The following is a 24,609-nucleotide window of genomic DNA, read 5'->3' as shown; positions in this document are numbered from 1 at the left end:
ATAGACCCGTGCGCGACGCTTCACGAGGGAGCCTTCCATGGCCATCGACACCGATACCGCGCGCCGGGTCGCGCATCTCGCCCGCATCCGGGTGGAGGAGGAGAACCTGCCGGAGCTGGCGAAAGAGCTGTCCTCCGTCCTCGCCTTCATGGAGCAGCTGAACGAGGTCGATACGCAAGGGGTCGAGCCCATGACCTCCGTCACGCCGATGGCGCTGAAGCGGCGCGTCGACGAGATGACGGACGGCGACCGGGTGGACGATATCCTCGCCAACGCGCCGGACGCGCGCGAGGGCTTCTTTGCCGTGCCCAAGGTGGTGGAGTGACCATGAGCCTGAACACCCTGACCATCGCCGAAGCGCGCGACCTGCTTGCCAAGGGCGAGACGACCTCTCGCGACCTGACCGACGCATGCCTGACCGCCATCGAGGGCGCGCGCGACCTCAATGCCGTCGTGACGCCGACGCCGGAAAAGGCGCTAGAGATGGCCGATGCGGCCGACGCCCGGATCAAGGCCGGTGACGCCGCGCCGATGACCGGCATCCCGCTCGGCATCAAGGATCTCTTCTGCGTGGAGGGGGTGCGGACGCAGGCGGCCTCCAAGATCCTCGACAATTTCACGCCGCGCTACGAGTCGACGGTGACCGCGAACCTGTGGGCGTCGGGTGCGGTGATGCTCGGCAAGCTCAACATGGACGAGTTCGCTATGGGCTCCTCCAACGAGCACTCGGTTTACGGCCCCGCGTTGTCGCCGTGGAAGGCGGAGAGCTCGAACCGGGGGCTGACGGCGGGTGGCTCGTCGGGCGGCTCGGCGTCGTCCGTCGCCGCGGACCTGTGTCTGGCGGCGACCGGCACCGATACCGGCGGCTCGATCCGGCAGCCCGCGGCCTTCACCGGCATCGTCGGGTTGAAGCCCACCTACGGGCGCTGCTCGCGCTGGGGGATCGTGGCCTTTGCGTCCTCCCTCGACCAGGCCGGGCCGATGACGAAGACGGTGCGGGACGCCGCGATCATGCTGGGTGCTATGGCCGGGCACGACCCGAAGGACTCCACCTCGGCCGACATCGTGGTGCCCGATTTCGAGGCTGCGCTGACCGGCGACATTCGCGGCAAGCGCATCGGCATTCCGAAGGAGTACCGGGTCGAGGGCATGCCCGCCTCCATCGAGAAGCTGTGGGAGGACGGGGCCGCGATGCTGCGCGACGCGGGCGCGGAGGTGGTCGACATCTCGCTCCCCCACACGAAATACGCGCTGCCTGCCTATTACGTGATCGCCCCGGCGGAGGCGTCCTCCAACCTGTCCCGCTATGACGGGGTGAAATACGGCCACCGGGCGAAGCTCGCGCAGGGCGACGGCATCACCGAGATGTACGAGAAGACGCGGGCCGAGGGCTTCGGCCCGGAGGTGCAGCGCCGCGTGATGCTGGGCGCCTATGTGCTGTCCGCAGGCTACTACGACGCCTACTATAAGAAGGCGCAGCGGGTGCGCGCGCTCATCAAACGCGACTTCGAGGAGGTCTTTGCGGCAGGGATCGATGCGATCCTGACGCCCGCGACGCCGTCCGCCGCCTTCGAGATCGGCGCGATCGACGAGCAGGCGGACCCGATCCAGATGTATCTCAACGATGTGTTCACGGTGACGGTGAACCTCGCCGGGCTGCCCGGGATCTCGGTCCCCGCCGGGCTGTCGGGCAAGGGCCTGCCGCTCGGCCTCCAACTCATCGGCCGGCCGTGGGAGGAGGGCGACCTGCTCAACACGGCCCATGCGCTGGAGCAGGCTGCGGGCTTCTCCGCCAAGCCGGAGAAGTGGTGGTAAGGGCGGCACTCCTCGCCACGCTGCTCGCCGGTCCCGCGCTCGCCCAGGGCGCGGACCGGGACTGCGCCGACTTCCCCGATTGGGAGAGCGCGCAGCGGTTCTACCTCCAGAACGGCGGCCTGGCGCGGGATCCGCACCGGCTCGACCGCGACCGGGACGGCATCGCCTGCGTGAGCCTGCCGGGCGCCCCTCGGCGCTGATCCCCTTTCATCTGTCTTCAAAATATCCCCGCCGGAGGCTCCTGCGGCCGATCGCGCGTGCCTCCGGCGGGGATACTTCAACGCAAGAAGAAGGCAGGCGCCTCGCCGCGTCAGCGGCGCCCGGCCCAACGGGAGGAGGGGCTGCGAGGTCCCGACGACGGGCGGGAGTGCTACCAGTGCGGCGGTTTCTGGTCGGCGAGGGGGAGGCCGGAGAGTTGGTCGGCTTCCGCTTCGGCTGCGCGCTGCATGAGGAGGGCGACGCGGCGTTCGAGGAGTTCGATGCGGCCCGCCTGGTCCGTGACGACCTCGTTGAGTTCCTCGACCGTGCGCAGGGCGTCGGCGAGAGCTTCTTCGAGGCGTCGGATCTCGTCGCTCATACTGGGTTCGGTGCGGGGCGTCCGGCCAGCACCGCCTCGATGTTGTCGAGGGCCATCATGCCCATCGCCTCCCGCACCTCCAGCGTGGCGGAGCCGAGATGGGGGAGCAGGACGGCGTTGTCGAGAGCGCGCAGGCGGTCGGGGACCGTCGGTTCGTGCTCGTAGACGTCGAGGCCGGCGCCGGCGATGCGGTGCTCCTCAAGTGCCGCGATCAGGGCGGTCTCGTCCACCACGTCGCCGCGGGCGGTGTTGATCAGGACGCCGGTCGGCTTCATCGCGGCGATGGCCGCGGCGCCGAAGAGGTGGCGGGTGTCCGCGCCGCCGGGGGCGTGGATGGCGACGACGTCGGCCTCCTGCGCGACATCCTCGACGGTGGGCAGGCGGCGGGCCGGGAAATCCACCTGCTTCTCCGAGCGGTTGTAGTAGACGATCTCCATGCCGAAGCCGTGATGGGCCTTCCTTGCCATCGCCTGCCCGATCCGGCCGAAGCCGACGATACCGAGGGTCTTGCCGGTGATGCCCTGGCCGAGCATCTGGGTCGGGGTCCAGCCCGTCCAGTCGCCCGCACGCACCAGCCGCTCGCCTTCGGCGGCGCGGCGCAGGGTCATCAGCATCAGCGTCATGGCAAGGTCGGCAGTGGCGTCGGTCAGGACGCCGGGGGTATTGGTGACGATCACGCCCGCGGCCTTCGCCGCGTCCGCGTCGATGTGATTGTAGCCGACGCCGAAATTGGCGATCACGCGGGTCTTCACCGAACCCTCGAACATGTCCGCCGGGAAGGTATCGCCCAGCGTACACAGGATCGCGTCGTACGCGCCGAGCAGCCGCGCGCGCTCCGCATCGGGCAGCACCTCGTCGCTGTCGTGGATCTCCGCCCCCATGGCGCGGGCGCGGGCCATGACGCGCTCCGGCAGGCGTCGCGTGACGAAGAGGCTCAATGCATCCGCCCGCCAAGCGGGACCGGGCCGTCGGGACCGACGAGGCGGATCTCCCCGCTTTCATCGGGCAGGCCGAGGACCAGCACCTCTGACATGAAGGGGCCGATCTGGCGGGGCGGGAAGTTCACCACCGCCATGACCTGCCGGCCCACCAGCGAGCCGGGATCGTAATGCGCCGTAATCTGGGCGGAGCTCTTCCGCTCCCCGATCTCGTCGCCGAAGTCGATCCAGAGCTTGATGGCGGGCTTGCGGGCCTCCGGGAAAGGTTCGGCGCGCAGGATCTCTCCCACGCGCACGTCCACCTTCAGGAAGTCGTCGAAACTGATCGTGTCGCTCACTTCTTCGTCTTCGCCATGCTCTCGATCTCGGCGAGGCTTTCCTTCATGCGCGCCGACACGATTTCCCACGCCTTGGAGTTGGCGGCCTGCGCCTCCTGCGCGAGCTCGGTCATGTGGGTCATGGCGCGTTCCATCGCCTCGGCCATCATCTTCTGCTGGCCTTCGGCGTCCATGCTGCCGCCGGCGCGCTCGCGCGCTTCCTTCAGCATGGTCTGGAACACCTCGACCTGCTTGGCGAAGAGGTCCTTGTAAGCCTCCGCCGCGGCCGAGTTGGCGGCCTGGAACGCCTCCATGTTCCGGCTCTGCATCGACATCATGGCCTGCGGGTCCATCTGCAGGACCTTCGGCATCATGTCGGCGAAGGGCATGTCGCGCATCCACTTCGTCATCGCTTCGGGATCGAAGGGGTTGAAGCCTTTGTCTGCCATCGGGGTCTTCCTCCTATTCACCGAGTTCGCGGGAGCGGTCTGTCGCCGCCTTCACGGCCCGCAGCATCAGCGGCGGCAGGCCCGTGCCTTCGTCCATAAGGATCTGGAGCGCGGCGGCCGTGGTGCCACCCTTGGAGGTCACGTTTTCGCGGAGCTGGGCGGGGCTCTCCTCCGCCGCTTCGGCGAGTGCTCCGGCCCCCGCCACGGTGGCCCGGGCAAGCTGGAGCGCGAGCTCGGGCGCGAGGCCCTCGGCCTCACCCGCGGCCGCGAGCGTTTCGATGAGATGGAAGACGTAGGCGGGGCCGGAGCCCGAGACGCCGGTGATGGCGTCCATCTGGGCCTCGTCCTCGATCCGGACGACCTGGCCGACGGCCTGCAGCAGCTCCTCGGCAAGGTCGAGGTCGGTGTCCTCGACACGCTTGTTGCCGGTGATGGCGGTGATGCCGCGGCCCACGGCGGCGGGGGTGTTGGGCATGGCGCGCACGATGCGGACGTGATCGCCCAGCATCCGCTCGAAGTATCCGATGGAGGTCCCGGCCGCGATCGAGAGCACGATGGTGTCGCCGCGCGCCACGTCGCCGACCTGCGGCAGGGCGTCGCCCATCATCTGAGGCTTCACGGCGAGGATGCAGATCGCGGGATTGTCCGGCAGGCCCGCATTGAGGCGCAGGCCCTCGCCGGCAAGTTCCTCCAGCCGGCGGGAGGGGTAGGGGTCGATTACCGTGACGGCGGCGGGCCGGATCCCCTTGTCGAGCCAGCCTTCCAGCATGGCGCTTCCCATCTTGCCGCAGCCCAGCAGAACCAGGCCGCGGCGGTCGATCATGTCGAGGGTCATTCTGTCTCCGGCATGGGGTGCGGGGTGTTACGCCCGACCATACGCCTCCGACATGGCGATGCCCAGAGCCTCCTGCGGCGAAGCGTCGCCCCGCACGCAGAGCTGGAAGGCGGGGTAGAAGCGCTCGCACGCGTCCACGGCGGCCGCGATCATGTCGTCGATCTGCGTGCCCGAGGCCGTGATCCCGCCGGCCAGATTCAGCCCGTAGCGGAAGACCAGCATCTTCTGCTCCGGCCACGTGGTGAAGGCACCGGACCAGATGCAGTCATTGGCCTTGTCGATGCAGTCGAGCAGCGCCGAGCGCTTGCGCTTCGGCGGGTCGAGCTCGAACGTGCAGACGAGGCGCAGCGTCTCGTCATAGGACGACCAGGCGAGGGAGAGCGAATAGGTCTGCCAGGACCCTTCGATGGCCATGGCGATCTGGTTGTCGGCGACCCGATCGAAATCCCAGGCCCGGTGAGAGGCCAGGGTCTCCACGATGTCGATGGGGTCGGCATCCTCGGCAGTGAGATATTGTTCGAGAGTATCCATGCCCGCGCTCCTTTTCTCTGGTGCGCCCCGGCAGGGATGGCCCGCTAGGGCTAGTGAGCTGCTCGATGTGGTTGGGGGCGTGATCCCATCCCACACAAGATATCGTGGGTGCACTTACAAGGGCTGTAAAGAGAGATTTGGTGAATTGGATGTGACGCTTCCACGCGCATGCGATGACGAGTGCGAGAATGTCACGCGAGCGAGACCGGCCCGGCGACTGAAGAATGCCGCACAAGCCGCTCTAAACACTTTAGTTTGGGGATGTTTGGTACGCCCTACGGGACTCGAACCCGTGTTTCCGCCGTGAAAGGGCGGCGTCCTAGACCACTAGACGAAGGGCGCATCTCTTGGCGTCGCATCCCGTTTCCGGTCGGCGCCGCCGCGCTGTGGAGGTGCTTCTAGGGGAATCGCCGGGGGGGTGCAAGCGGGTTTTTTCCGCCGTCGCGCGGGGTCGTGAATGCGCGCATTCGCGGCTCATGCGAACCTGTGGAGCGGATGGGAAACACGGAATCGCCGCTGGCGGGACGGAAGGTGTCGAATCGGGCCTTTCGACACCCGCCCGCGCGCTGTAACCCATCCGTCATACACCGGAGCCTGCGGCGTTCGCGCGGTTCAACGTCGGCGCCGGAGCCTGTATCAGACGTTCAAACCGAACCCGCGCCCGTGCCCGAGAGGAGGCCCGCCATGCTCAAGACCGTCCGCGACGAAGGTTTCTTTACCGAGGATCTCGCCGACCGCGATCCCGAACTCTTCGGCTCCATCACCAAGGAGCTCGGTCGCCAGCGCGATGAGATCGAGCTGATCGCGTCCGAGAACATCGTCTCCAAGGCGGTGATGCAGGCGCAGGGCTCGGTGATGACCAACAAGTACGCGGAGGGCTACCCGGGCCGCCGCTACTATGGGGGCTGCCAGTGGGTCGACGTGGCCGAGGAGCTGGCGATCGCGCGGGCGAAGGAGCTCTTCGACTGTGGGTTCGCGAACGTGCAGCCCAACTCTGGCTCCCAGGCCAACCAGGGCGTGTTCCAGGCGCTGCTGCAGCCCGGCGACACGATCCTCGGCATGAGCCTCGACGCAGGCGGGCACCTGACCCATGGCGCGCGGCCCAACCAGTCGGGCAAGTGGTTCAACGCGATCCAGTACGGCGTGCGCCAGCAGGATAGCCTGCTCGATTATGACGAGGTGCAGCGCCTCGCCACCGAGCACCAGCCGAAGATGATCATCGCCGGGGGCTCGGCCATCCCGCGCATCATCGACTTCGCCAGGATGCGGGAGATCGCGGACAGCGTCGGTGCCTACCTGCTCGTGGACATGGCCCACTTCGCGGGTCTGGTCGCGGCGGGTCACTATCCCTCGCCTTTCCCGCACGCGCATGTGGCCACGACCACGACGCACAAGACCCTGCGCGGACCGCGTGGCGGCATGATCCTCACCAATGACGAGGCGCTGGCGAAGAAGTTCAACTCCGCCATCTTCCCCGGCATCCAGGGCGGCCCGCTGATGCACGTGATCGCGGCGAAGGCCGTGGCCTTCGGCGAGGCGCTGCGACCGGAGTTCAAGACCTACCAGGCGCAGGTTATCCGCAACGCGCAGGTGCTGGCGGAGACGCTGATGAAGGGCGGGCTCGATATCGTGACCGGCGGCACCGACAGCCACGTGATGCTGGTCGACCTGCGGCCCAAGGGCGTGAAGGGCAACGCGACGGAGAAGGCGCTGGGCCGCGCCCATATCACCTGCAACAAGAACGGTGTGCCCTTCGATCCGGAGAAGCCCACCGTGACCTCCGGCGTCCGCCTCGGCACGCCTGCGGGCACCACCCGCGGCTTCGGTGAGGAGGAGTTCCGCGAGATCGGCGAGCTGATCTGCGAGGTCGTCGACGGGCTCGCCGCCAATGGCGAGGAGGACAACGGCGCGGTCGAGGCGACGGTGCGCGCCAAGGTTCAGGCCCTCTGCGACCGCTTCCCGATCTACGGCGACCTCTGATCTACGGACGTGCCGCGGCGGGTTTCGTCGCGGCACCTCCTGGCCCGGCGGCGGCGGCGCCGCCCTTTTTCGCCACCGCCCCTCTTGCCCCGGCGAAATCGTGCCTACCTCTCCGCCCACACGCCGGCAGAGGAGCACCACATGACCGACACCTACACCCCGCCCACGGTCTGGACCTGGGATCAGGAGAGCGGCGGCAAGTTCGCCTCCATCAACCGCCCCATCGCCGGACCGACGCAGGAGAAAGTGCTTCCGGTCGGCGAGCATCCCTTCCAGCTCTACTCGCTCGCGACGCCGAACGGGGTGAAGGTCACGGTGATGTTCGAGGAGCTGCTGGCGGCGGGCCACGCGGATGCCGAATACGACGCGTGGCTCATCAACATCCAGGAGGGCGACCAGTTCGGCAGCGGCTTCGTCGACATCAATCCGAACTCGAAGATCCCCGCGCTGCTCGACCGGTCCGGTGCGGAGCCGGTGCGTGTCTTCGAATCCGCCTCGATCCTGATGCATCTGGCCGAGAAGTTCGGCGCCTTCCTGCCCGCCTCCGGTCCCGCGCGGACGGAAGCCCTCAACTGGCTCTTCTGGCAGATGGGCTCCGCGCCCTATCTCGGCGGCGGCTTCGGCCATTTCTACGCCTATGCGCCCGAGAAATACGAATACCCGATCAACCGCTTCGCGATGGAGACCAAGCGCCAGCTCGACGTGCTGAACCGCGCGCTGGCCGAGCGGGAGTTCATCGCAGGCCCCGACTACACCATCGCCGACATGGCGATCTGGCCCTGGTATGGCGGCCTCGTGATGGGCAAGCTCTACGAGGCGGCGGAGTTCCTGTCGGTCCACGAATACGAGCATGTCGTGCGCTGGGCCGACACCATCGCCGAGCGTCCCGCGGTCAAGCGCGGTCGTAAGGTGAACCGCGTCTGGGGTGAGGAAGACCACCAGGTGCCCGAGCGCCACGCGGCCTCCGACATCCCGGACTGATCCGCATCACTCTCGCCCAATACGCCCGCCGGAGGCGGACCTGACCTCCGCCTCCGGCGCTACGGCACGCGCAGCGCGATCTTGCCCACATGGGTCTTCGCCATGAAGGCTGCTTGCGCCGCGTGGATGTCCTGCAGATCGAAGACCTGCGCGATGTTGGGTGTCAGCCGCCCCGCCTCGATCAGCTTGATCACGTCGGGCAGGATGGTGTCGGGCTGCGTGGTCGAGCCGAGCAGCGTGAGGTCGCGCAGGTAGAGCGTGCGCAGATCGAGCTCCACGATCGGCCCGGCGATGGCACCCGCGACCACGTAGCGGCCATTGGGGCACAGCGCGTCGAGCAGGGGCGGAAAGCCGGGGCCGCCGACGAGGTCCACGACGACCTCGAAGCTGTCCGCCGCGGGCGTCTCGTCGCGGTCGAGCACCCGGCTGGCGCCCATTTCCCGCAGCGCATCGGCCTTTGCTGCGGAGGAGATCGCCGTTACCTCCGCCCCGCGGGCGAGGGCGAGCTGAACCGCGGCCGCTCCGACACCGCCGGAGGCGCCGGTGATCAGCACCCGCTCGGCGCCGAGGTCCGCGCGTTGCAGCATCCCCTCGGCCGTCGAATAGGCGCAGGGCACGGTGCCGAGTTCGAGATCGGACCAGTCGCTGTTCACCGCGAGTGCGTCCTCGGCCCGTGCGACAGTGTATTGCGCGAAGCCGCCGTCGCATTCGGAGCCGAAGGTCCATGTCACCGGGTGTCCGTGCGGGCCGGGCACGGTCTGCAGCGCCCGCACGAGGACCCGTTCGCCGATCCGGGCCGGGTCCACGCCCGCGCCGACCTCCGCAATGTGGCCGCAGCAATCGGCGCCCTGGATCAGTGGGAAGTTCAGGACGTCGCCCGACCAGCTCCCCTCCGCCGCCTCGCCTGTCGGAGCATCGGTCGCGCCGCGCACCGACTTGTTGTACCAGCCGATGCGGGTGTTGATGTCGGTGTTGTTGACCGAGCTTGCGGCGACGCGGACCAGCACCTCGCCTGTACCGGGCCGCGGCACCGGCAAGTCGTCGCGCCATTCCAGCCTGTCCGCCTCGCCATGGCCCGTCAGCACGACACCGCTCATCGTCTCCGCCATTGCCGCTCCTCCCCTCTTGTTTGGGGTCGAGGAGTAGGGCGAAACCGGGCGGCTTCTAGCGCCGGCGGCGCAGGCTCTTCGACGGATTGGCGGCGGGCTTCGTCTTCGCCCGCTGCTCCTTTTGCGGGACCGCCTTCACGCCGAGCTGGTCGCGCAGGATCTTGGGTTTGATCTCCTCGACCGCGCCGGTGGCGAGCTCTCCGAGCTGGAAGGGGCCGTAGCTGACGCGGATCAGGCGGTTCACGTCGAGGCCGATCTCGGCGAGGGCGCGGCGGATCTCCCGGTTCTTGCCCTCGCGCAGGCCGATGGTCAGCCAGCAGTTGGCACCCTGCTGCCGGTCGAGGGTGACGGACATCGGGCGGAAGCGCTCGCCCTCGATGGTGATGCCACGCTCCAGCGGTGCGAGATCGGCCTCGGTCGGGGTGCCCTTGGCGCGGACGCGGTACTTGCGGGTCCAGCCCGTGGAGGGCAGCTCCAGCCGCCGTTTCAGCTCGCCATCGTTGGTCAGCAGCAGCAGGCCTTCGGAATTCAGATCGAGCCGCCCGACGCTCATCACCCGCGGCAGCTCCGGGGGCAGGCGGTCGAAGACGGTGGGGCGCCCCTTCTCGTCCCGCGCGGTGGTCACGAGGCCGGTGGGCTTGTGATAGCGCCAGAGCCGCGCGGCCTCCGCCTCGGCCAGCAGCTCGCCGTCCACCTCGATGCGGTCGCGGTCGGTGACGTTGAGCGCGGGGCTGTCGATGGGCTTGCCGTTGACGCGGACGCGGCCGGCCTCGATCAGGCGCTCGGCCTCGCGGCGGGAGGCGCGGCCGGCGCGCGCGATCCGCTTGGCGATCCGCTCGCCGTCTTTGGGTGTGTCGGTCATGGCGCGGAGGTAACGCCGCCGCGCCCCGGCGGCAAGCGTGATCGCGGGCAGGCGGCGTGCGCCTCCGGCGGGAATACTTGAACGAAGTCGAAAGAGCGGGGCGCGCTGTCTCGTGGCCAGATCGGTAAAGGGGGCGCCGGATGTTGGAGGGAGGCGCGCCTTGGTGAACGCGCCGTAGGCGCGCTGGGCCCAACGCCGAGGCTGCCGTCAGGCGGGCGAGGGAGCGGGAGCCCTTGCCTTCGGGCCTCGGGCCGGGGCAGGGAAGGGCGATGAGCCCGTTCAACTCCCTGATGGATCTCGCGCTGGAGGAGGCGCGCGCCGCCGCCGGGCGCGGCGAAGTGCCGGTCGGCGCCGTGGTCTCGCGCGGCGGCGAGGTGATCGCTGCGGCAGGCAACTGGACGCGGGAGCTCAACGATCCCACCGCCCATGCCGAGATGCTGGCGATCCGGGCCGCGTGCGCGGCACTCGGCGTCGAGCGGCTGACCGGGTGCGACCTGCATGTGACGCTCGAGCCCTGTCCGATGTGTGCCGCCGCCATCGCCAACGCCCGGATCGGGCGGCTCTACTACGGCGCCTCCGATCCGAAGTCGGGTGGGGTGGAGCAGGGGCCGCGGATCTTCAGCCACCCGCAATGCCACCATGTCCCGGAGATCTATGCCGGAATTGGCGAGCGGGCGGCCGCGGAGCTGCTGACGACGTTCTTCGCGGACAGACGATAAAGTGCAATATTGCACCATATAGCGAGTCGATGTAGGCTGACGGCCGCAGCGATCCGCACAGGAGCCCTCCGATGACCCGTCCCGCCCATGTCCTTCCGATCCCGCGGCATCCTCGGCGAGGGCCGGCTCAGGTTGCGGGCATCGCGCTCGCCTCCGGGCTCCTTCCCGTGCTGCCGCTGGCGCTCGCCCATCCGCAGGCCGCGCGCCTTGCGGAGCTTTGTGCGGCGGATGCGGGCGTGGCACTGATGCTTTGTGCCCTCTCGGTCGCGCTCTTCCACTGGCGGCCGCGGCTGGGGTGAGATCGGCGCGGCTCCCTTGACTTCCCCCGGCGCAGAAGGTGTATCGGCGCGGACCGCAACACCCCGTCCGGGAGAGCCAAATGCACGCCTATCGCACCCACACCTGCGCCGACCTCCGTTCGGAGCATGTTGGCGATAATATCCGCCTCGCCGGCTGGGTGCATCGGGTGCGCGATCATGGCGGCGTGCTGTTCATCGACCTGCGCGACCACTACGGCGTGACGCAGGTGCTGGCCGACACCGACAGCCCGGTCTTCTCGGAGCTTGAAAAGGTCCGCTCCGAATGGGTGATCCGCATCGACGGCACTGTGAAGGCGCGGGATGCAGCCCTTGTGAACCCGGAGATCCCGACCGGCGAGATCGAGGTCTTCGTCCGGGGGCTGGAGGTGCTGGGCAAAGCGGAGGAACTGCCGCTCCCGGTCTTCGGCGATCAGGACTATCCGGAGGAGACGCGGCTCAAGTACCGCTATCTCGACCTGCGCCGCGAGAGCCTGCACGACAACATGATCCTGCGCTCGAACGTGGTGAAGTCGATTCGCCAGCGGATGTGGGATATCGGCTTCAACGAGTTCCAGACACCGATCATCACGGCCTCCAGCCCCGAGGGCGCGCGCGACTTCCTCGTGCCCTCGCGCCTGCATCCGGGCAAGTTCTACGCGCTGCCCCAGGCGCCGCAGCAGTTCAAGCAGCTCATCATGGTGGGCGGCTTCGACAAGTACTTCCAGATCGCGCCGTGCTTCCGCGACGAAGACCCGCGCGCCGACCGCTCGCCCACCGATTTCTACCAGCTCGACATGGAGATGAGCTTCGTCGAGCAGGAGGACGTGTTCGCCACGATCCAGCCCGTGGTGCAGGGCCTGTTCGAGGAGTTCGGCGGCGGGCGCAAGGTCGATGCCGACTGGCCGCGCATTCCCTATGCCGAGGCGATGCTGAAGTACGGCTCCGACAAGCCGGACCTGCGCAACCCGATCGAGATGCAGGTGGTCAGCGACCACTTCCGCGGATCGGGCTTCGCGATCTTCGCCAAGTTGCTGGAGCAGGAGGGGACGGAGATCCGCGCGATCCCGGCGCCGACGGGTGGCAGCCGCAAGTTCTGCGACCGGATGAACAAGTTCGCGCAGGAGCAAGGGCTGCCGGGGATGGGCTATATCTTCTGGCGCGACGCCGAGGGCGGGATGGAAGCCGCCGGCCCCCTCGCCAAGAACATCGGACCTGAGCGGACCGAGGCGATCCGGCAGCAGCTCGGTCTGGGCGTCGGCGACGCGGCCTTCTTCCTCGGCGGTAAGCCCGAGACCTTCGAGGGTGTCGCGGGCCGCGCGCGCAACGTGATCGGCGAGGAGCTGGGCCTCAGCGAGACCGACAGCTTCCGCTTCGCCTGGATCGTCGACTTCCCGATGTATGAGAAGGATGACGAGGGCCGGATCGATTTCTCGCACAACCCGTTCTCCATGCCGCAGGGCGGGCTGGAGGCGCTGGAGGGCGACCCGCTCGACGTGCTCGGCTACCAGTACGACCTCGCCTGCAACGGCTACGAGCTGATCTCGGGCGCGATCCGGAACCACAAGCCGGAGATCATGTACAAGGCGTTCGAGCTGGCGGGCTACCCGGCCTCCGAGGTGGAGAAGCGGTTCGGCGGGATGCTGAACGCCTTTAAGTATGGTGCGCCGCCGCATGGCGGCTGTGCCGCGGGCATCGACCGGGTCGTGATGCTGCTGGCCGATACGGCGAATATCCGCGAGGTCATCATGTTCCCGATGAACCAGCGCGCCGAGGACCTGCTGCTCGGCGGCCCGTCGGACCCGACCAACGAACAGCTCCGGGAGTTGCGCCTGCGGGTGATCCCGGAGGAGTGAGGCGGGCGCGGATCTCCGGGTTTCGGCCTGGGGATACAGCCCGTCGCGCTCGCTACCGCTCCTTCTGAGCGGTCCCGGATCAAGTCCGGCACGGTTCTGCCTGTCCCAACCGTCCCGGCCGAAGCGCCGGGACCGTTCGATCACGTCGTCTTGAGAGGCCAAAGACCCCGGATCACGTCCGGGGTGGTATCGCTCCGAAGCACTCTCCCGCGCGGCTGAGAAGCCGGGCAGCGTCGACCCGGGGCTCCGCCCGTTCACGCCTCAAACGCTCTGTTGGAGCGCTTGCAAGACGGCGTTCACCCTCCCCATGAGAGGGCGCTGTACGGCGATCCGACTAGATGCGCCGCCGGACATATTGCCTTCCGATCCCGTGACGGAGCTGCCGAGATGCGCCCACCCAGTATAGGTCGGTGCCCGGCGGCGTCTGCCGTCACACTGGACGGAAGTGCTGTCATCCTCGGTCTTTGACCCGGAAGATCCGCCGAGTTGGCAGATGACCGGGTCGAGCCCGACCATGGCCTCTCAACGACCTCTCAATGGCGGTGGCCCCGATCAGTCCTCGAGGCTGTCCTCGACCTTCTCGTCCACCAATTGGCGCTCTTCCTTCTTCCGCTCGAGGAAGCGGGCGCCGAAGGCGTCGTTGTCCTCCTCGCCGATCACCTTCTTCGCGCGGGTGAAAACCTCGTTCTCCTCTTCCTCCATGTGGTGCTCGTATTCGTGCTTGAGCTCCTTGAACTTGGCGAGCCAGCCGGGGGAGGACATGTCCATCCCGTTCAGCTCCTCCATCAGGTCGTCCATCTGCTGGTGCTCGTGCACCGAATGCCGGGCGGCGTCCTGGCCCCAGGTCTCGGCGATGAGCTTGGAGTAGAAGGTTTCTTCCTCCGCGGCCGCGTGGCTCTTCACGTCGTAGTAGAAGGTGGTCCACGCCTCGCGCCGCTTCGCGCTGTCGCCCGAGGTGTCGGCGAGGCGGTTCAGAAGGTCGCGATGGGTTGCGTGATCGTCCAGTATCGCATCGTAAATAGATGTCATTTTGAAATTTCCCCTTTATTTACAAGGGGAAGGTAGCGCTCAGCACCCCGTCGGCCAGCCCGCCGCCGCGCGGGCGTCCAGCCATTCGGTCACGTCATCATAGGTCGGGGCGCGGCCGCGGAAGTAGCGGGAGAGGGCACCCACGATCTCGATATGGCCGACGCCCTCGTAGAACTCCGCCTGCACCGGGTTGCCCGCGGACCGCAGAGCATTTGCCATCAGCTCAGTGTCCTCCGCATGCACCGTACGGTCAGGCAGGCCATGCAGCAGAAGCGAGGGCGGTGTCGGGCCGCGGCCGAAGTTCACCGGCTGGCTCTGCTCCACGATCTCCGACGGGAAGATCCGTGCGAAGCGGCCGCGCGCAAGCGGCAGGAATTCGTAGGCCCCCGCCAGTCCGATGAAGCCCGCGACATCGCAGTTCGAGCGCCCCAGTGCGGCCATGTAGCGCGGGTCATAGGCAACCAGCGAGGCGATATGCGCCCCCGCCGAATGGCCCATCAGGATCACGGTGCGCCCGTCATCGAGCAGGTGGTCAGCGGCAAGGGCCGCGTCCTCCACGAAACCCGGGAACCGCACCTCGGGGCTCAGGCGATAGTTGATGACGGCGACCGCGTAGCCCGCCTCGCCCAACGCCGTGCCGAGGAAGCGGTAGATGTCCTTGGACCCGTCCTCCCACGATCCGCCGTGGACGAACATGACGATCGGCGCGTTCGCATCGTCGACGGGGGTGTAGAGGTCGTAGCGGTGCCGCGCCTCCGGCCCGTAGGCGAGGTTCAGCGTCTCATCCACCTCGTCCGAGCCCGATACCGCGTTCAGCGCCCCCGAGACGGAGCAACCGCTGAGCATCACGGCGGCGGAGAGGAGGGCGGCGAGGCGGGACATGGCAGGCTCCGGTGGGTCGACGATCCGCCAAAGCAGATACGGCGCGGCGTCCGTCCGTCCAGCACCCGCGACATGGTAGACCGCCGCCACACGGTCAACACCGCGCGAGCCTGCGGATCAGGCGGCACTCGCCTCCCGCGCCAGCCGGTCGAGCAGACGGCCGAGCCCCTTCTCGAGCTGCGGCTGGGCGAGCTTCAGACCCTGGAGCATCATCTTGCCCTTCATGCTGCGCGAGACGAGGCTGAGATCGACGCCGAGCGCACTGCCCGCGCCCTCTGCCCCGATCTGGGCCGTTGCCGTCAGCTCCAGCCCGCGGGCCGTGGCGACATAGGCGATCCGCTCCGGCGTTTCGGCGGCGACGCGGTCGAGCTGTGCCGTCTCCTCCCGCCCCTGGAACGTCGCGCTCGCCTGCCAGCGGTCGTCGCCATCGGCCTCCAGCGTCAGGGCCTCCGTCAGGGCTGCGAGGCGATCTGGATCGTTCAGCAGATCGAAGAGGGCCTGCGGCGGGGCGTCGACCATCGTGGTCGCGGTGAGGTTCATCAATTCGTCTCCGGCAAGGTATCACGTAACCACAGGTCGAGCAGGGTGCGGGCAATCGCCCCCTTCCTGGCCGGCCGCAGCATCGGGTCGCGGCCATCCATCGCGGCGGCGCAGCGCTCCCGGCTCACCCAGATCGCATCGTCGAGCTCCACGGGATCGAGGCGCAGGTCGCGCTCCAGCGCCTCCCCCGTACAGCCGATCATCAGCGAGGCGGGAAAGGGCCAGGGCTGCGAGGCGAGATAGCCGACCTCGCCGACCTGGATGCCCGCCTCCTCCACCGTTTCACGGCGCACGGCGGCCTCGATGGTTTCGCCGGGCTCCATGAAACCGGCGAGGAGCGAATACATCCCCTCGGGCCAGCCCGGCGAGCGGCCAAGCAGGACGTCATTGCCGTGGGTCACCAGCATGATGACGACGGGGTCGGTGCGCGGGAAATGCGAGGCGCCGCAGGCCGGGCACTTGCGCGACCAGCCCCCCTTGGCCAGGTCCGACGCATGGCCGCAGCGCGCGCAGAAGCGGTGGGTGCGGTGCCATTCCAGCATCCCGCGCGCCATCGCGGCATTGCCCGCATCGCCCCCTTCGAGGCGGCCCATATTGGCGCGCAGATCGCCGAAGGACGTGCCCTCGGGCAGCCCCTCGGCCGGGTTGCGGGACGGGTCGAGGAACTGTTTCAGCAGGTCTGGATCGGAGACCGGCGCCTCCCACCCGGTGAGGTCGGCGGCGAAGCGTGGATCGCCCTCCTGCGTGAGGCCGAGCAGGATCGGCGGCTCCTCAGCGTGATCCAGCACCGGATGCTCCCGCTCCAGCCAGACGAGGCGCGGCGCCTCGCCCTCGGTCAGCAGCGGCTTGCCGCGCCAGAAGGCGGCGACGCGCGTGTCGGGATGCGTCCAGGCGGCCGCCAGCCCCTCGGGCCGGTCGCGCAGATGGGCGGCGCGGTCGAGATCGGCGCCGCCGAAGGTGACATCGATGTCGGGCATGGGCTCTCCGCCGCTTCGGTGCTGCGGCAGGGAGCTAGCACAGGGTGTGCGCCGGGTCCAAGCCGGGGCCGAAAATCTTCCCCGAAGATTTTTCCAGGAGTTTTCACGGGAAAACTCTTGGGCACCGCCGGGATATTTTTACCCGGGTGGATTGTGCGACTCATTTAATCCGGGTAAAAGGCGTTGCATTGGAGGACCCATCATGCTCGGTATCGACCCCACCCAGACCGTCACCGCCTTCGCCGGGCACCGCCGCATCGCGCGCGGGCCGCTGCCGGAGGTCGCCGCCGCCGTCGCGGCCTGCGGCGAGGATGCCCTCGTGTGGTCCGATCGGACTGGCCGCGTCATCGACCTCGACCTGCGCGGCGGACCCGCGGCGGTGCGCGAGCGCTACACGCCGGAGGAGGCGCCTCGCCGCGGCCGCCCGAAGCTCGGCGTCACCGCGCGGGAGGTCACGCTACTGCCCCGCCACTGGGACTGGCTCTCCGCCCAGCCCGGCGGCGCCTCGGCAACGCTGCGCCGGCTGGTGGAGCAGGCCCGGCGCGCCGAACGCGCGGCCGATGTGGTCCCTCCCTCGCGCAAGCAGGCGACCTGCGAGTTCCTGACCGCGGCCGCCGGGGACCTGCCGGATTTCGAGGAGGCGATGCGCGCCCTCTTCGCCGACGACCTGCCCGCGATGGAGGCGCGCATGGCCGACTGGCCCACGGACATCATCGACCAGGCGCGGCACATGCTGGCCTATGACGATGCCTGAGCGTCGCTCCGCCCTCATCGTCGGCGCCGGGATCAACGGGCTTTGCACCGCGCGGGAGCTCGTCCTGCGCGGTTGGCAGGTGACGGTGGTCGAGCGCGGCCCGCTGCCGAACCCGGAGGCCGCGAGCTGGGACCACCACCGCCTGATCCGCAGCCACTATGCCGGATCACCGGGGCTCGCCGCGCGGATGCCGGAGGCGTCCGCAGCTTGGGACCGCCTCTTCACCGATCTCGACGCGCGGCCCTACGTGCCCTGCGGCGTGTTCTCGCTGAGCCGGGAGCCGGGGGACTGGACCGATCGCGCACGAGCGGCCTTTGCCGAGACCGGCCTGCCGCACCGCGTGGTGGCATCCGAGGACCTGTCCACCGAACTCCCGATGGTCGAGCCCGCGGGCGTCCGCTACGCGCTGATGACCGAGGATGGCGGCGCGCTCCTCTCCGACCGGATCATCGAGGGCCTGGTGCACTGGCTGGAGGCACGGGGCGTGACGCTGCTCGCGAACCGCCCGGTGACCACGGTGGATGCCGAAACGGCGCGGGTCGAGACGCCCGATGGCCCGCTGCAAGCCGACCACCTGATCGTGGCCGCAGGGGTCGGCCTCCCCGCGCTCGCGCCGTGGTTCCGGCGCGAGACCCACGCCCGCCGTGTCGCTGTCGTCTACGCCGATCCGCCGGAGGACGTGCGCGCGGCGTGGGACGGCGCCCCCGCCTGGGTCGATCTCGGCGGTGAGGACGACCTCTGGGGCATTCCGCCCGTCGCGGGCCACCCGCTGAAGCTCGGCTACGGCCTCCACACTCGCCCCGGCGATCCCGAGAGCGAGCGCACCGCCACGCCCGACGACACCGCCGCGGTGCTCGCGGCCTATCAAGAGCGCTTCCGAGGGGCGGAGCGGTTCACCCCGGTGCGCACCGTCGCCAACTTCTACCTCATGGCGCCACACGAAGAGTTCGTGCTGCGCGCCGAGGGCCGCACCCTCTGGCTCAGCGCCGATTCCGGGCACGGCTTCAAGTTCGGCGCGCTCACCGGCCAAGACGTGGCCGACGCGCTCGAAGGTGATCCGGAGGCCGTCGCCGCCCGGATGCGCGGCGCGCCCCTTTCCACGGCGCGGGCCAGCGGCTAGGTAACGGGGCAATCAGCGAAAGGCGCCCCCATGTCCTTCTTCGGCAAGCTCAAGGCCCGGCTCACCAAATCCTCCTCCAAGATCGAGGAGGGGCTGGACGCCATCGTCGAGGAACAGGCCGAGGCGCCGGCACCCGCCCCGGAGCCCGTGAAGGTCGAGCAGATCGAGGAGACGCCGCGCCAGCGCCCCGGCCTCCTCTCCCGCGCGCTCGGCCGGCCCGAGGCGCCGCGCCGGGTCATGGACGACGCGATGCTCGAAAGCCTGGAGGAGCTTCTGATCCAGGCGGATATGGGCGTGGAGACCTCGCTGAAGGTTGCTGCCCGCCTCGCCGAGGGCCGCTTCGGCAAGCGCCTCTCCACGGCCGAGATCCAGCAGGCACTGTCGGCCGAGGTCTCCGCCATTATCGAGCCGGTCTCGAAGCCCCTGCCGCTCTACGCGAAGAAGCCGCAGGTCGTGCTGGTGGTGGGCGTCAACGGCTCCGGCAAGACGACGACGATCGGCAAGCTCGCCTCCCAGTTCCGCGCCGCGGGCAAGAAGGTGGTGATCGCCGCCGGCGACACCTTCCGCGCGGCGGCCGTCGAGCAGCTCCAGATCTGGGGGGAGCGGGCGGGCGTGCCGGTGATGACCGCGGCCCAGGGCTCCGACCCCGCCTCCCTCGCCTTCGACGCGATGACGAAGGCGGAGGAGGACGGCGCGGACCTCCTGATGATCGACACGGCCGGACGGCTGCAGAACCGCGCCGACCTGATGGAGGAGCTCGCCAAGATCGTCCGCGTGATCCGCAAGAAGGACCCAGATGCGCCGCACAACACGCTGCTGGTTCTGGACGCGACAACCGGGCAGAACGCGCTCAGCCAGGTCGAGACCTTCCAGAAGATCGCCGACGTGACGGGCCTCGTGATGACCAAGCTCGACGGGACGGCGAAGGGCGGCGTGCTGGTGGCGCTCGCGGACCGCTTCGGCCTGCCGATCCACGCGATCGGCGTCGGCGAACAGATCGACGACCTCGCCCCCTTCGACCCCGACGAATTCGCGAAGGCCCTGACGGGGGCGGAGGCCTGACGGCGCTTAAGATGTGCAGAGGGCCGCGCCTGACCTGAAGGGCGTTTGCATGACGGGGCTCAGGGGCTCGTGCCCTCAAGCATCAACGCCAAGGGTTCCGCGACCGAAATCGCCAATGCGCCCTGCGGGAGAAGGGTGATCCGGCTTCTTGGAATGCTTTCAGCGGACAGTTTTGCCGGATCGCGGGCGGAGCTCCGAACGAGCGCGTCCCAGCCTCTCAGCCGGCCAATAGGGTGGTTCGATAAGATACCACCCCGGACTTGATCCGGGGTCTTTGGCCTACTTGCCAAACAACAGAGCGGTCCCGGCGCTTTGGCCGGGACGGTGGCACCGGACTGTCATCGTCGGGCTTGACCCGGCGATCCGCGCTGCGAGAGATGCTTTAGTCAGGCCAGAGCATAACGGCAACGGAGAGAGACCCATGACCGACGGCTGGTCCGATACGCCCCCAGATCCCGCGGAATATGTCGCCCTGCGCGCCGCCTGCGGCCTTGGCCGGCGGACGGAGGAGGCCGCGCGGATCGGGCTCGCCAACGGTCTTTTCTGTGCCGCACTCCGGGAGGACGGTCGCGTCATCGCCATGGCGCGCATCATCGGTGACGGCGGCTGCTTCACCCAGCTCGTCGACGTCATGGTCCGGCCCGACCGGCAAGGGCGCGGCCATGGGACCGAGGCGCTGACCCGCGCGCTCGCCTGGGCGGAGGCGCACCTGCCGCCCACCTGCCTCGTCGGTCTGCACGCCGCACCGGGCGTCGAGCCCTTCTATGCCGCCCGCGGTTTCCGCCCGCTCACCGGCATGGTGCGCAACATCTGAGGTCTTGCCCGCACGCAGCGCCCGTGATTCATGGGGCGGACCAAGACGACCGCCCCGGAGACCCCCGCACATGATGGACTGGATCACCTCCATCGAGGGGACGGAGACGGGGCAGCATGTCGCGATGCTGCTGGCGCTGACCTCGGCGCTCGCCCATGCGCTCTTCGGCGCGCTGCAGAAGGGGCGGCATGATCCGTGGCTGACGCGGGGTGCGATCGACATCTCGTACGGGGTGATGGCACTGCCCATCGCGCTCTTCGTCTTCCCGCTGCCCGACGCGCAGCTCTGGGCCGTCATGGTCGGCGTCTTCGTGATCCACGCGCTCTACAAGTACCTGATGGCGATGGCCTATACCCGCGGCGCCTACACCGTGGTCTACCCGGTTGTGCGCGGTTGCGGCCCGATCTTCACCGTGCTGGGCGCGGGGATCGTATTCGGCGAGACGTTCTCCGGCGTGCAGTGGGCTGGCACCGCCTTGCTGTCGGCGGCGATCCTGGGCCTCGCGCTCTACAACCTGCGCGGCGAGACAGTGGACCGGGCGACGCTGCTCTCGGCCCTCGGTTTCGCGGTGATGACGGGGGCGGTGGTCTCGCTTTATACCGTCTATGACGCCTGGGGGATCCGGCTCGCGGAGAACGCGTTCACCTTCCTCGCCTGGTTCTTCGTCGTGGACGGTCTGACGCTGTTCCCGTGGATCGCGCTGCGCCGCTGGCGGCGGATGGCCGACCCGCCTGCGCCGGGGCCCTTGATGGCGCGCGGGGTGCTGGGCGGGCTCATCGCCTTCGTCTCCTTCAGCCCGGTGATGCTCGCCACCCGGCTCGACAGCGTGGGCGAGGCGGCGGTGCTGCGGGAGACGTCACCCGTCTTTGCCGCCGCAATCGGCTGGATTTTCCTGCGGGAGACGGTAGGACCGGTCAGAGCCGGGCTGATGGCGTTGATCGCCGCCGGCGCCGTGATCGTCGAGCTGGGGGGCTGAAACACGTGACGCAAATGAGGGAGCTCAATCCCGTCCTGAAGATGGCGCTCGAGATCGGGCCCGTGATTGCCTACTTCATCGCCTATCAGAGGTTCGCCGACACGCCCGTGGTCTTGGGCGGGCAGGAGTATTCGGGCGTCGTGGCCGCCACCGCGGTCTTCGTCCCGCTGATCCTGCTGTCGCTGGTGGTGAGCTGGCTGCTGACACGCCAGCTTCCGCGCATGGCGGTGTTCACGGCGGTGATCGTGGTGGTGTTCGGCGGGCTCACGATCTGGCTCAACGACGACACCTTCACCAAGATGCGCCCGACGGTGATCTATTCCCTCTTCGCCTTCGTGCTGGGCGTGGGGCTCTGGCTGCAGGGGCGGAGCTACCTGCGCTACCTGATGGGGGAGATCATGCCCATCGACGAGGAGGGCTGGATGAAGTTCACCCGCAACTGGGTGATCTTCTTCGCGGGCATGGCGCTTTTCAACGAGTTCACGTGGCGCGTGCTGGGCGAGGAGGCGTGGATCTGGCTCGACACGTTCGGCCAGATGATCCTGACCTTCGCCTTCATCGCGACGCAGTTCCCGCTCCTCCAGAAGCATTCGACGGAGGAGAAGTAGGGGGGAGTGGGGCGGGCACGGCCCGGCGGTGCCGCCGGGCGGGACAGCGCTTTTGTGAGCTACCGCCCCGGACGTGATCCGGGGCCTTTCGCACAAGGGCGCTGAGTTCAGAGCGGTCCCGGAGCAAGTCCGGAACGGTTGCTCTGCTTGAACGGCCCACGGCGTGATCGCCCTGCCGCCAGCCGCCCATCAGCCATGCATGAAACGCAGACCTCTGCGGAGCACATCGGGTTAGGGTCCGCACATGACCTTCCTCACCGGCATCGCCCTCAAGATCGCGTCCGTCGCCGTGTTCGTCGTCATGGCCTCGCTCGTGAAGGCGGTGTCCGACGAAGTTCCGGCGGGGCAGACCGTTTTCTTCCGCTCCGTCTTCGCCATCCCGGTGATCCTCGGCTGGCTCGCCGTGCGGCATGAGGGGCTGCGCGGCGGGCTCGCGACGTCGAACCCGATGGGGCATCTGTGGCGTGGCATCGTGGGGACGACCGCGATGGGGCTGGGCTTTGCTGGGCTCGGCCTGCTGCCGCTGCCGGAGGTGACGGCGATCGGTTACGCCGCGCCGCTCTTCGCCGTGATCCTGGCGGCGATGTTCCTCGGCGAGCAGGTGCGGCTCTTCCGCCTCGCGGCGGTCGCCATGGGACTGATCGGCGTTCTCATCATCCTGTCGCCGCGGCTCGCGACATTGCGGAGTGGGGAGCTGACGGGGGCCGAGACGGCCGGTGCGCTGATCGTGCTTCTCGGAGCGGTGTTCGTGGCGCTCGCTCATGTCTTCATCCGCAAGCTGGTGGCGACGGAGAAGACCTCGGCGATCACCTTCTGGTTCTCCATCACCTCTACGGTGCTGTCCCTTTTCACCCTGCCGTTGGGCTGGGTGGTGCCGCAGGCGAGCACGCTGGCGCTGCTCGTGCTGATGGGGCTGCTCGGCGGCGTGGGGCAGATCCTGCTGACATCGGCTTATCGCTATGCGCCGACGGCGGTGATCGCGCCATTTGACTACGCCTCCATGCTCTTCGCGATCGCCATCGGCTATGCGGTCTTCGGTGAGGTGCCGACCTGGCAGATGCTGGGCGGGGCGGCGCTGGTGATCGCGGCGGGGATCCTGATCATCTGGCGCGAGCAGCAACTGGGCCTCGAACGCGCCCGCCCCCGCAAGGTCACGACCCTGCAGGGGTGAGCGCCGTCCTGCAAACGCTCCAGTGGAGCGTTTGAGGCGCGAACGGGCGGAGCCCCGGAGGAACGGGCTTCTCGGAAATCGTCCAGTGGACGATTTCGCCCGATCACGGGCGGAGCCCAGGAGGCGGCGCGAACGGGCGGCGCCCCAAAACCGGAGATGGTCCGGTCGAGCCGGACCATGACCGCCCGCCGAATTGATAAGGGCCGCGGCCGACCTGGAGGGCGCACAAGGCGAGTTTGAAAGCTCGGCGCCCTCAAGCATCCATGTAGCGCGTTCCGCTTCCGACATCGCCAACGCGCCCTCCGGGGGGAGGTCGGGCGCTGCCCGGCGGTGCCGCCGGGCAGGACAGCGTTTCGGAGCGCCCGTTCGGTGCGGGCTCGGGGTGGTGTGGCACGGTAACCACCGCCATCCGCCCCCACGTTGACCCCTTCCAGCCCCGCAGGCATAAGGACCGCGATTTCGCGAGAGGACTGCACCCATGGCCGAGCGCCCCCGTTCGTTTCAGGAGATCATCCTGCGGCTCCAGACCTACTGGGCCGGCAAGGGCTGCGCGATCATGCAGCCCTACGACATGGAGGTCGGCGCGGGCACCTTCCACCCGGCCACGACCCTGCGCTCGCTCGGTTCGAACCCCTGGGCCGCGGCCTATGTCCAGCCCTCGCGCCGTCCCACCGACGGGCGCTACGGCGAGAACCCGAACCGGCTGCAGCACTACTACCAGTACCAGGTGCTCATCAAACCGAGCCCGCCGGACCTGCAGGAGCTCTATCTGGGCTCTCTCGAGGCCATCGGCATCGACATGGAGCTCCACGACATCCGCTTCGTCGAGGACGATTGGGAGAGCCCGACCCTCGGCGCCTGGGGCCTCGGCTGGGAGGTCTGGTGCGACGGGATGGAGGTCTCTCAGTTCACCTATTTCCAGCAGGTCGGTGGCCATGACTGCAAGCCGGTCTCGGGCGAACTGACCTACGGGCTGGAGCGTCTGGCGATGTACGTGCTGGGCATTGATCACGTGATGGACATGCCGTTCAACGATCCGCAGTCGCCGATCCCGCTCACCTATGGGGACGTGTTCCGCCAGACCGAGCAAGAATACTCCCGCTGGAACTTCGACGTGGCCGACACGGAGGTCCTGCTGCGCCATTTCGAGGAGGCGGAGGCCGAGTGCGCCGCCATCCTCGCCGCGGAGGACGAGGACCCCAAGACCGGCAAGCGCATCGTCATGGCCCACCCGGCCTACGACCAGTGCATCAAGGCATCCCACATCTTCAATCTGCTGGACGCGCGCGGCGTGATCTCCGTCACCGAGCGGCAGGCCTACATTGGCCGCGTCCGCGCGCTCGCCAAGCAGTGCGCGGACGCCTTCGTGCGCACGGACGCAGGCGGCTGGACGCCAGAGGCGTCCTGATGA

The 24,609-nt window shown here is 68.5% G+C and carries 28 protein-coding genes and 1 tRNA gene; 16 read left to right on the top strand and 13 right to left on the bottom strand.

Annotation, left to right across the window (positions count from 1 at the left end):
- The first annotated feature begins 37 nt into the window (after positions 1-37).
- The 3 genes from gatC to I0K15_RS03525 are packed head-to-tail and all read left to right on the top strand — an operon-like array spanning position 38 to position 2,015.
- Positions 38-325: an Asp-tRNA(Asn)/Glu-tRNA(Gln) amidotransferase subunit GatC gene (gatC, locus tag I0K15_RS03535; protein WP_196104053.1), complete on the top strand. Its 288-nt coding sequence runs from the start codon at positions 38-40 to the stop codon at positions 323-325.
- A gap of 2 nt (positions 326-327) precedes the next feature.
- The gene (gene gatA / locus I0K15_RS03530; protein WP_196104052.1) at positions 328-1,815 is read left to right on the top strand and encodes an Asp-tRNA(Asn)/Glu-tRNA(Gln) amidotransferase subunit GatA; all 1,488 of its coding nucleotides are present in this window, start codon (positions 328-330) and stop codon (positions 1,813-1,815) included.
- Complete coding sequence (locus I0K15_RS03525; protein WP_230374276.1) at positions 1,809-2,015, top strand: excalibur calcium-binding domain-containing protein; 207 nt, start codon at positions 1,809-1,811, stop codon at positions 2,013-2,015. Before gatA ends, I0K15_RS03525 begins: the two co-directional genes overlap by 7 nt.
- Before the next feature lie 170 nt (positions 2,016-2,185).
- Here the strand turns inward: I0K15_RS03525 and I0K15_RS03520 are convergent, their stop codons facing one another.
- The 7 genes from I0K15_RS03520 to I0K15_RS03490 form a co-directional block, all read right to left on the bottom strand.
- Positions 2,186-2,392 carry a SlyX family protein gene (locus I0K15_RS03520; protein WP_196104050.1) on the bottom strand — a complete coding sequence of 69 codons (207 nt, stop codon included), beginning with the start codon at positions 2,390-2,392 and terminating at the stop codon, positions 2,186-2,188.
- Complete coding sequence (locus I0K15_RS03515; RefSeq protein WP_196104049.1) at positions 2,389-3,330, bottom strand: 2-hydroxyacid dehydrogenase; 942 nt, start codon at positions 3,328-3,330, stop codon at positions 2,389-2,391. The genes I0K15_RS03520 and I0K15_RS03515 overlap by 4 nt, the downstream gene beginning before the upstream one ends.
- Positions 3,327-3,668 carry a tRNA-binding protein gene (locus tag I0K15_RS03510; protein WP_196104048.1) on the bottom strand — a complete coding sequence of 114 codons (342 nt, stop codon included), beginning with the start codon at positions 3,666-3,668 and terminating at the stop codon, positions 3,327-3,329. The genes I0K15_RS03515 and I0K15_RS03510 overlap by 4 nt, the downstream gene beginning before the upstream one ends.
- The gene (locus I0K15_RS03505) at positions 3,665-4,096 is read right to left on the bottom strand and encodes a phasin family protein (RefSeq protein ID WP_196104047.1); all 432 of its coding nucleotides are present in this window, start codon (positions 4,094-4,096) and stop codon (positions 3,665-3,667) included. The genes I0K15_RS03510 and I0K15_RS03505 overlap by 4 nt, the downstream gene beginning before the upstream one ends.
- A gap of 13 nt (positions 4,097-4,109) precedes the next feature.
- Positions 4,110-4,931 (bottom strand): pyrroline-5-carboxylate reductase, encoded by an 822-nt coding sequence (gene proC / locus I0K15_RS03500; RefSeq protein ID WP_196104046.1) that lies wholly within the window; start codon positions 4,929-4,931, stop codon positions 4,110-4,112.
- A 27-nt stretch (positions 4,932-4,958) separates the two neighbouring features.
- A complete protein-coding gene (locus I0K15_RS03495; RefSeq protein WP_196104045.1) occupies positions 4,959-5,462 on the bottom strand; it encodes a type III secretion system chaperone family protein in 504 nt (167 codons plus the stop codon).
- A 266-nt stretch (positions 5,463-5,728) separates the two neighbouring features.
- Positions 5,729-5,804: transfer RNA gene (locus tag I0K15_RS03490), tRNA-Glu, on the bottom strand.
- 342 nt (positions 5,805-6,146) lie between these two features.
- On the opposite strand from I0K15_RS03490, the gene glyA reads away from it, so the two are divergent.
- On the top strand, positions 6,147-7,442 hold the full coding sequence (gene glyA / locus I0K15_RS03485) for a serine hydroxymethyltransferase (protein WP_196104044.1): 1,296 nt from the start codon (positions 6,147-6,149) through the stop codon (positions 7,440-7,442).
- A gap of 141 nt (positions 7,443-7,583) precedes the next feature.
- Positions 7,584-8,423 (top strand): glutathione-dependent disulfide-bond oxidoreductase, encoded by an 840-nt coding sequence (yghU, locus tag I0K15_RS03480; RefSeq protein ID WP_196104043.1) that lies wholly within the window; start codon positions 7,584-7,586, stop codon positions 8,421-8,423.
- A gap of 59 nt (positions 8,424-8,482) precedes the next feature.
- Here yghU and I0K15_RS03475 read toward each other — a convergent pair whose 3' ends face one another.
- Both I0K15_RS03475 and I0K15_RS03470 read right to left on the bottom strand, forming a co-directional pair.
- Positions 8,483-9,532: a zinc-binding dehydrogenase gene (locus I0K15_RS03475; protein ID WP_230374275.1), complete on the bottom strand. Its 1,050-nt coding sequence runs from the start codon at positions 9,530-9,532 to the stop codon at positions 8,483-8,485.
- Positions 9,533-9,587: 55 nt separating this feature from the next.
- Positions 9,588-10,394 (bottom strand): pseudouridine synthase, encoded by an 807-nt coding sequence (locus tag I0K15_RS03470; RefSeq protein WP_196104042.1) that lies wholly within the window; start codon positions 10,392-10,394, stop codon positions 9,588-9,590.
- A 269-nt stretch (positions 10,395-10,663) separates the two neighbouring features.
- On the opposite strand from I0K15_RS03470, the gene I0K15_RS03465 reads away from it, so the two are divergent.
- The 3 genes from I0K15_RS03465 to aspS all read left to right on the top strand — a co-directional run bounded on the left by I0K15_RS03465 (position 10,664) and on the right by aspS (position 13,265).
- A complete protein-coding gene (locus I0K15_RS03465) occupies positions 10,664-11,113 on the top strand; it encodes a nucleoside deaminase (RefSeq protein WP_230374274.1) in 450 nt (149 codons plus the stop codon).
- Positions 11,114-11,184: 71 nt separating this feature from the next.
- Positions 11,185-11,412 (top strand): hypothetical protein, encoded by a 228-nt coding sequence (locus I0K15_RS03460; RefSeq protein WP_196104041.1) that lies wholly within the window; start codon positions 11,185-11,187, stop codon positions 11,410-11,412.
- A gap of 80 nt (positions 11,413-11,492) precedes the next feature.
- The gene (gene aspS / locus I0K15_RS03455; protein WP_196104040.1) at positions 11,493-13,265 is read left to right on the top strand and encodes an aspartate--tRNA ligase; all 1,773 of its coding nucleotides are present in this window, start codon (positions 11,493-11,495) and stop codon (positions 13,263-13,265) included.
- A 552-nt stretch (positions 13,266-13,817) separates the two neighbouring features.
- On the opposite strand, the gene I0K15_RS03450 is transcribed toward aspS, so the two are convergent.
- From I0K15_RS03450 to nudC, 4 genes are all read right to left on the bottom strand, one after another.
- Entirely contained in the window at positions 13,818-14,294 is a 477-nt protein-coding gene (locus I0K15_RS03450) for a hemerythrin domain-containing protein (protein WP_196104039.1), read from the bottom strand.
- 39 nt (positions 14,295-14,333) lie between these two features.
- A complete protein-coding gene (locus tag I0K15_RS03445; protein WP_196104038.1) occupies positions 14,334-15,176 on the bottom strand; it encodes an alpha/beta hydrolase in 843 nt (280 codons plus the stop codon).
- A 117-nt stretch (positions 15,177-15,293) separates the two neighbouring features.
- A complete protein-coding gene (locus tag I0K15_RS03440; protein ID WP_196104037.1) occupies positions 15,294-15,716 on the bottom strand; it encodes an SRPBCC family protein in 423 nt (140 codons plus the stop codon).
- On the bottom strand, positions 15,716-16,693 hold the full coding sequence (nudC, locus tag I0K15_RS03435) for an NAD(+) diphosphatase (protein ID WP_196104036.1): 978 nt from the start codon (positions 16,691-16,693) through the stop codon (positions 15,716-15,718). Before nudC ends, I0K15_RS03440 begins: the two co-directional genes overlap by 1 nt.
- Before the next feature lie 202 nt (positions 16,694-16,895).
- Between nudC and I0K15_RS03430 the strand changes: the two genes are divergently transcribed.
- From I0K15_RS03430 to I0K15_RS03395, 8 genes are all read left to right on the top strand, one after another.
- Positions 16,896-17,447 carry a DUF2239 family protein gene (locus I0K15_RS03430; protein WP_196104035.1) on the top strand — a complete coding sequence of 184 codons (552 nt, stop codon included), beginning with the start codon at positions 16,896-16,898 and terminating at the stop codon, positions 17,445-17,447.
- Positions 17,440-18,567 (top strand): NAD(P)/FAD-dependent oxidoreductase, encoded by a 1,128-nt coding sequence (locus I0K15_RS03425; protein WP_230374273.1) that lies wholly within the window; start codon positions 17,440-17,442, stop codon positions 18,565-18,567. The genes I0K15_RS03430 and I0K15_RS03425 overlap by 8 nt, the downstream gene beginning before the upstream one ends.
- A 30-nt stretch (positions 18,568-18,597) precedes the next feature.
- Complete coding sequence (ftsY, locus tag I0K15_RS03420) at positions 18,598-19,629, top strand: signal recognition particle-docking protein FtsY (RefSeq protein ID WP_196104033.1); 1,032 nt, start codon at positions 18,598-18,600, stop codon at positions 19,627-19,629.
- Between the two features lie 421 nt (positions 19,630-20,050).
- On the top strand, positions 20,051-20,443 hold the full coding sequence (locus tag I0K15_RS03415; protein WP_196104032.1) for a GNAT family N-acetyltransferase: 393 nt from the start codon (positions 20,051-20,053) through the stop codon (positions 20,441-20,443).
- Between the two features lie 70 nt (positions 20,444-20,513).
- Entirely contained in the window at positions 20,514-21,419 is a 906-nt protein-coding gene (locus tag I0K15_RS03410; protein ID WP_196104031.1) for a DMT family transporter, read from the top strand.
- 14 nt (positions 21,420-21,433) lie between these two features.
- Positions 21,434-22,027, top strand: a complete 594-nt coding sequence (locus I0K15_RS03405; protein ID WP_196104030.1) for an inner membrane-spanning protein YciB — start codon at positions 21,434-21,436, stop codon at positions 22,025-22,027.
- 244 nt (positions 22,028-22,271) lie between these two features.
- On the top strand, positions 22,272-23,198 hold the full coding sequence (locus tag I0K15_RS03400) for a DMT family transporter (RefSeq protein WP_196104029.1): 927 nt from the start codon (positions 22,272-22,274) through the stop codon (positions 23,196-23,198).
- A gap of 478 nt (positions 23,199-23,676) precedes the next feature.
- A complete protein-coding gene (locus I0K15_RS03395) occupies positions 23,677-24,606 on the top strand; it encodes a glycine--tRNA ligase subunit alpha (RefSeq protein ID WP_196104028.1) in 930 nt (309 codons plus the stop codon).
- Positions 24,607-24,609 lie beyond the last annotated feature (3 nt).

It is taken from the genome of Pontivivens ytuae (genome assembly GCF_015679265.1).
In the GTDB taxonomy this organism is placed as follows: domain Bacteria; phylum Pseudomonadota; class Alphaproteobacteria; order Rhodobacterales; family Rhodobacteraceae; genus Pontivivens; species Pontivivens ytuae.
The sequence above is the reverse complement of the archived record's forward strand: the minus strand, read 5'-3'. Positions and strand labels throughout refer to the sequence as shown.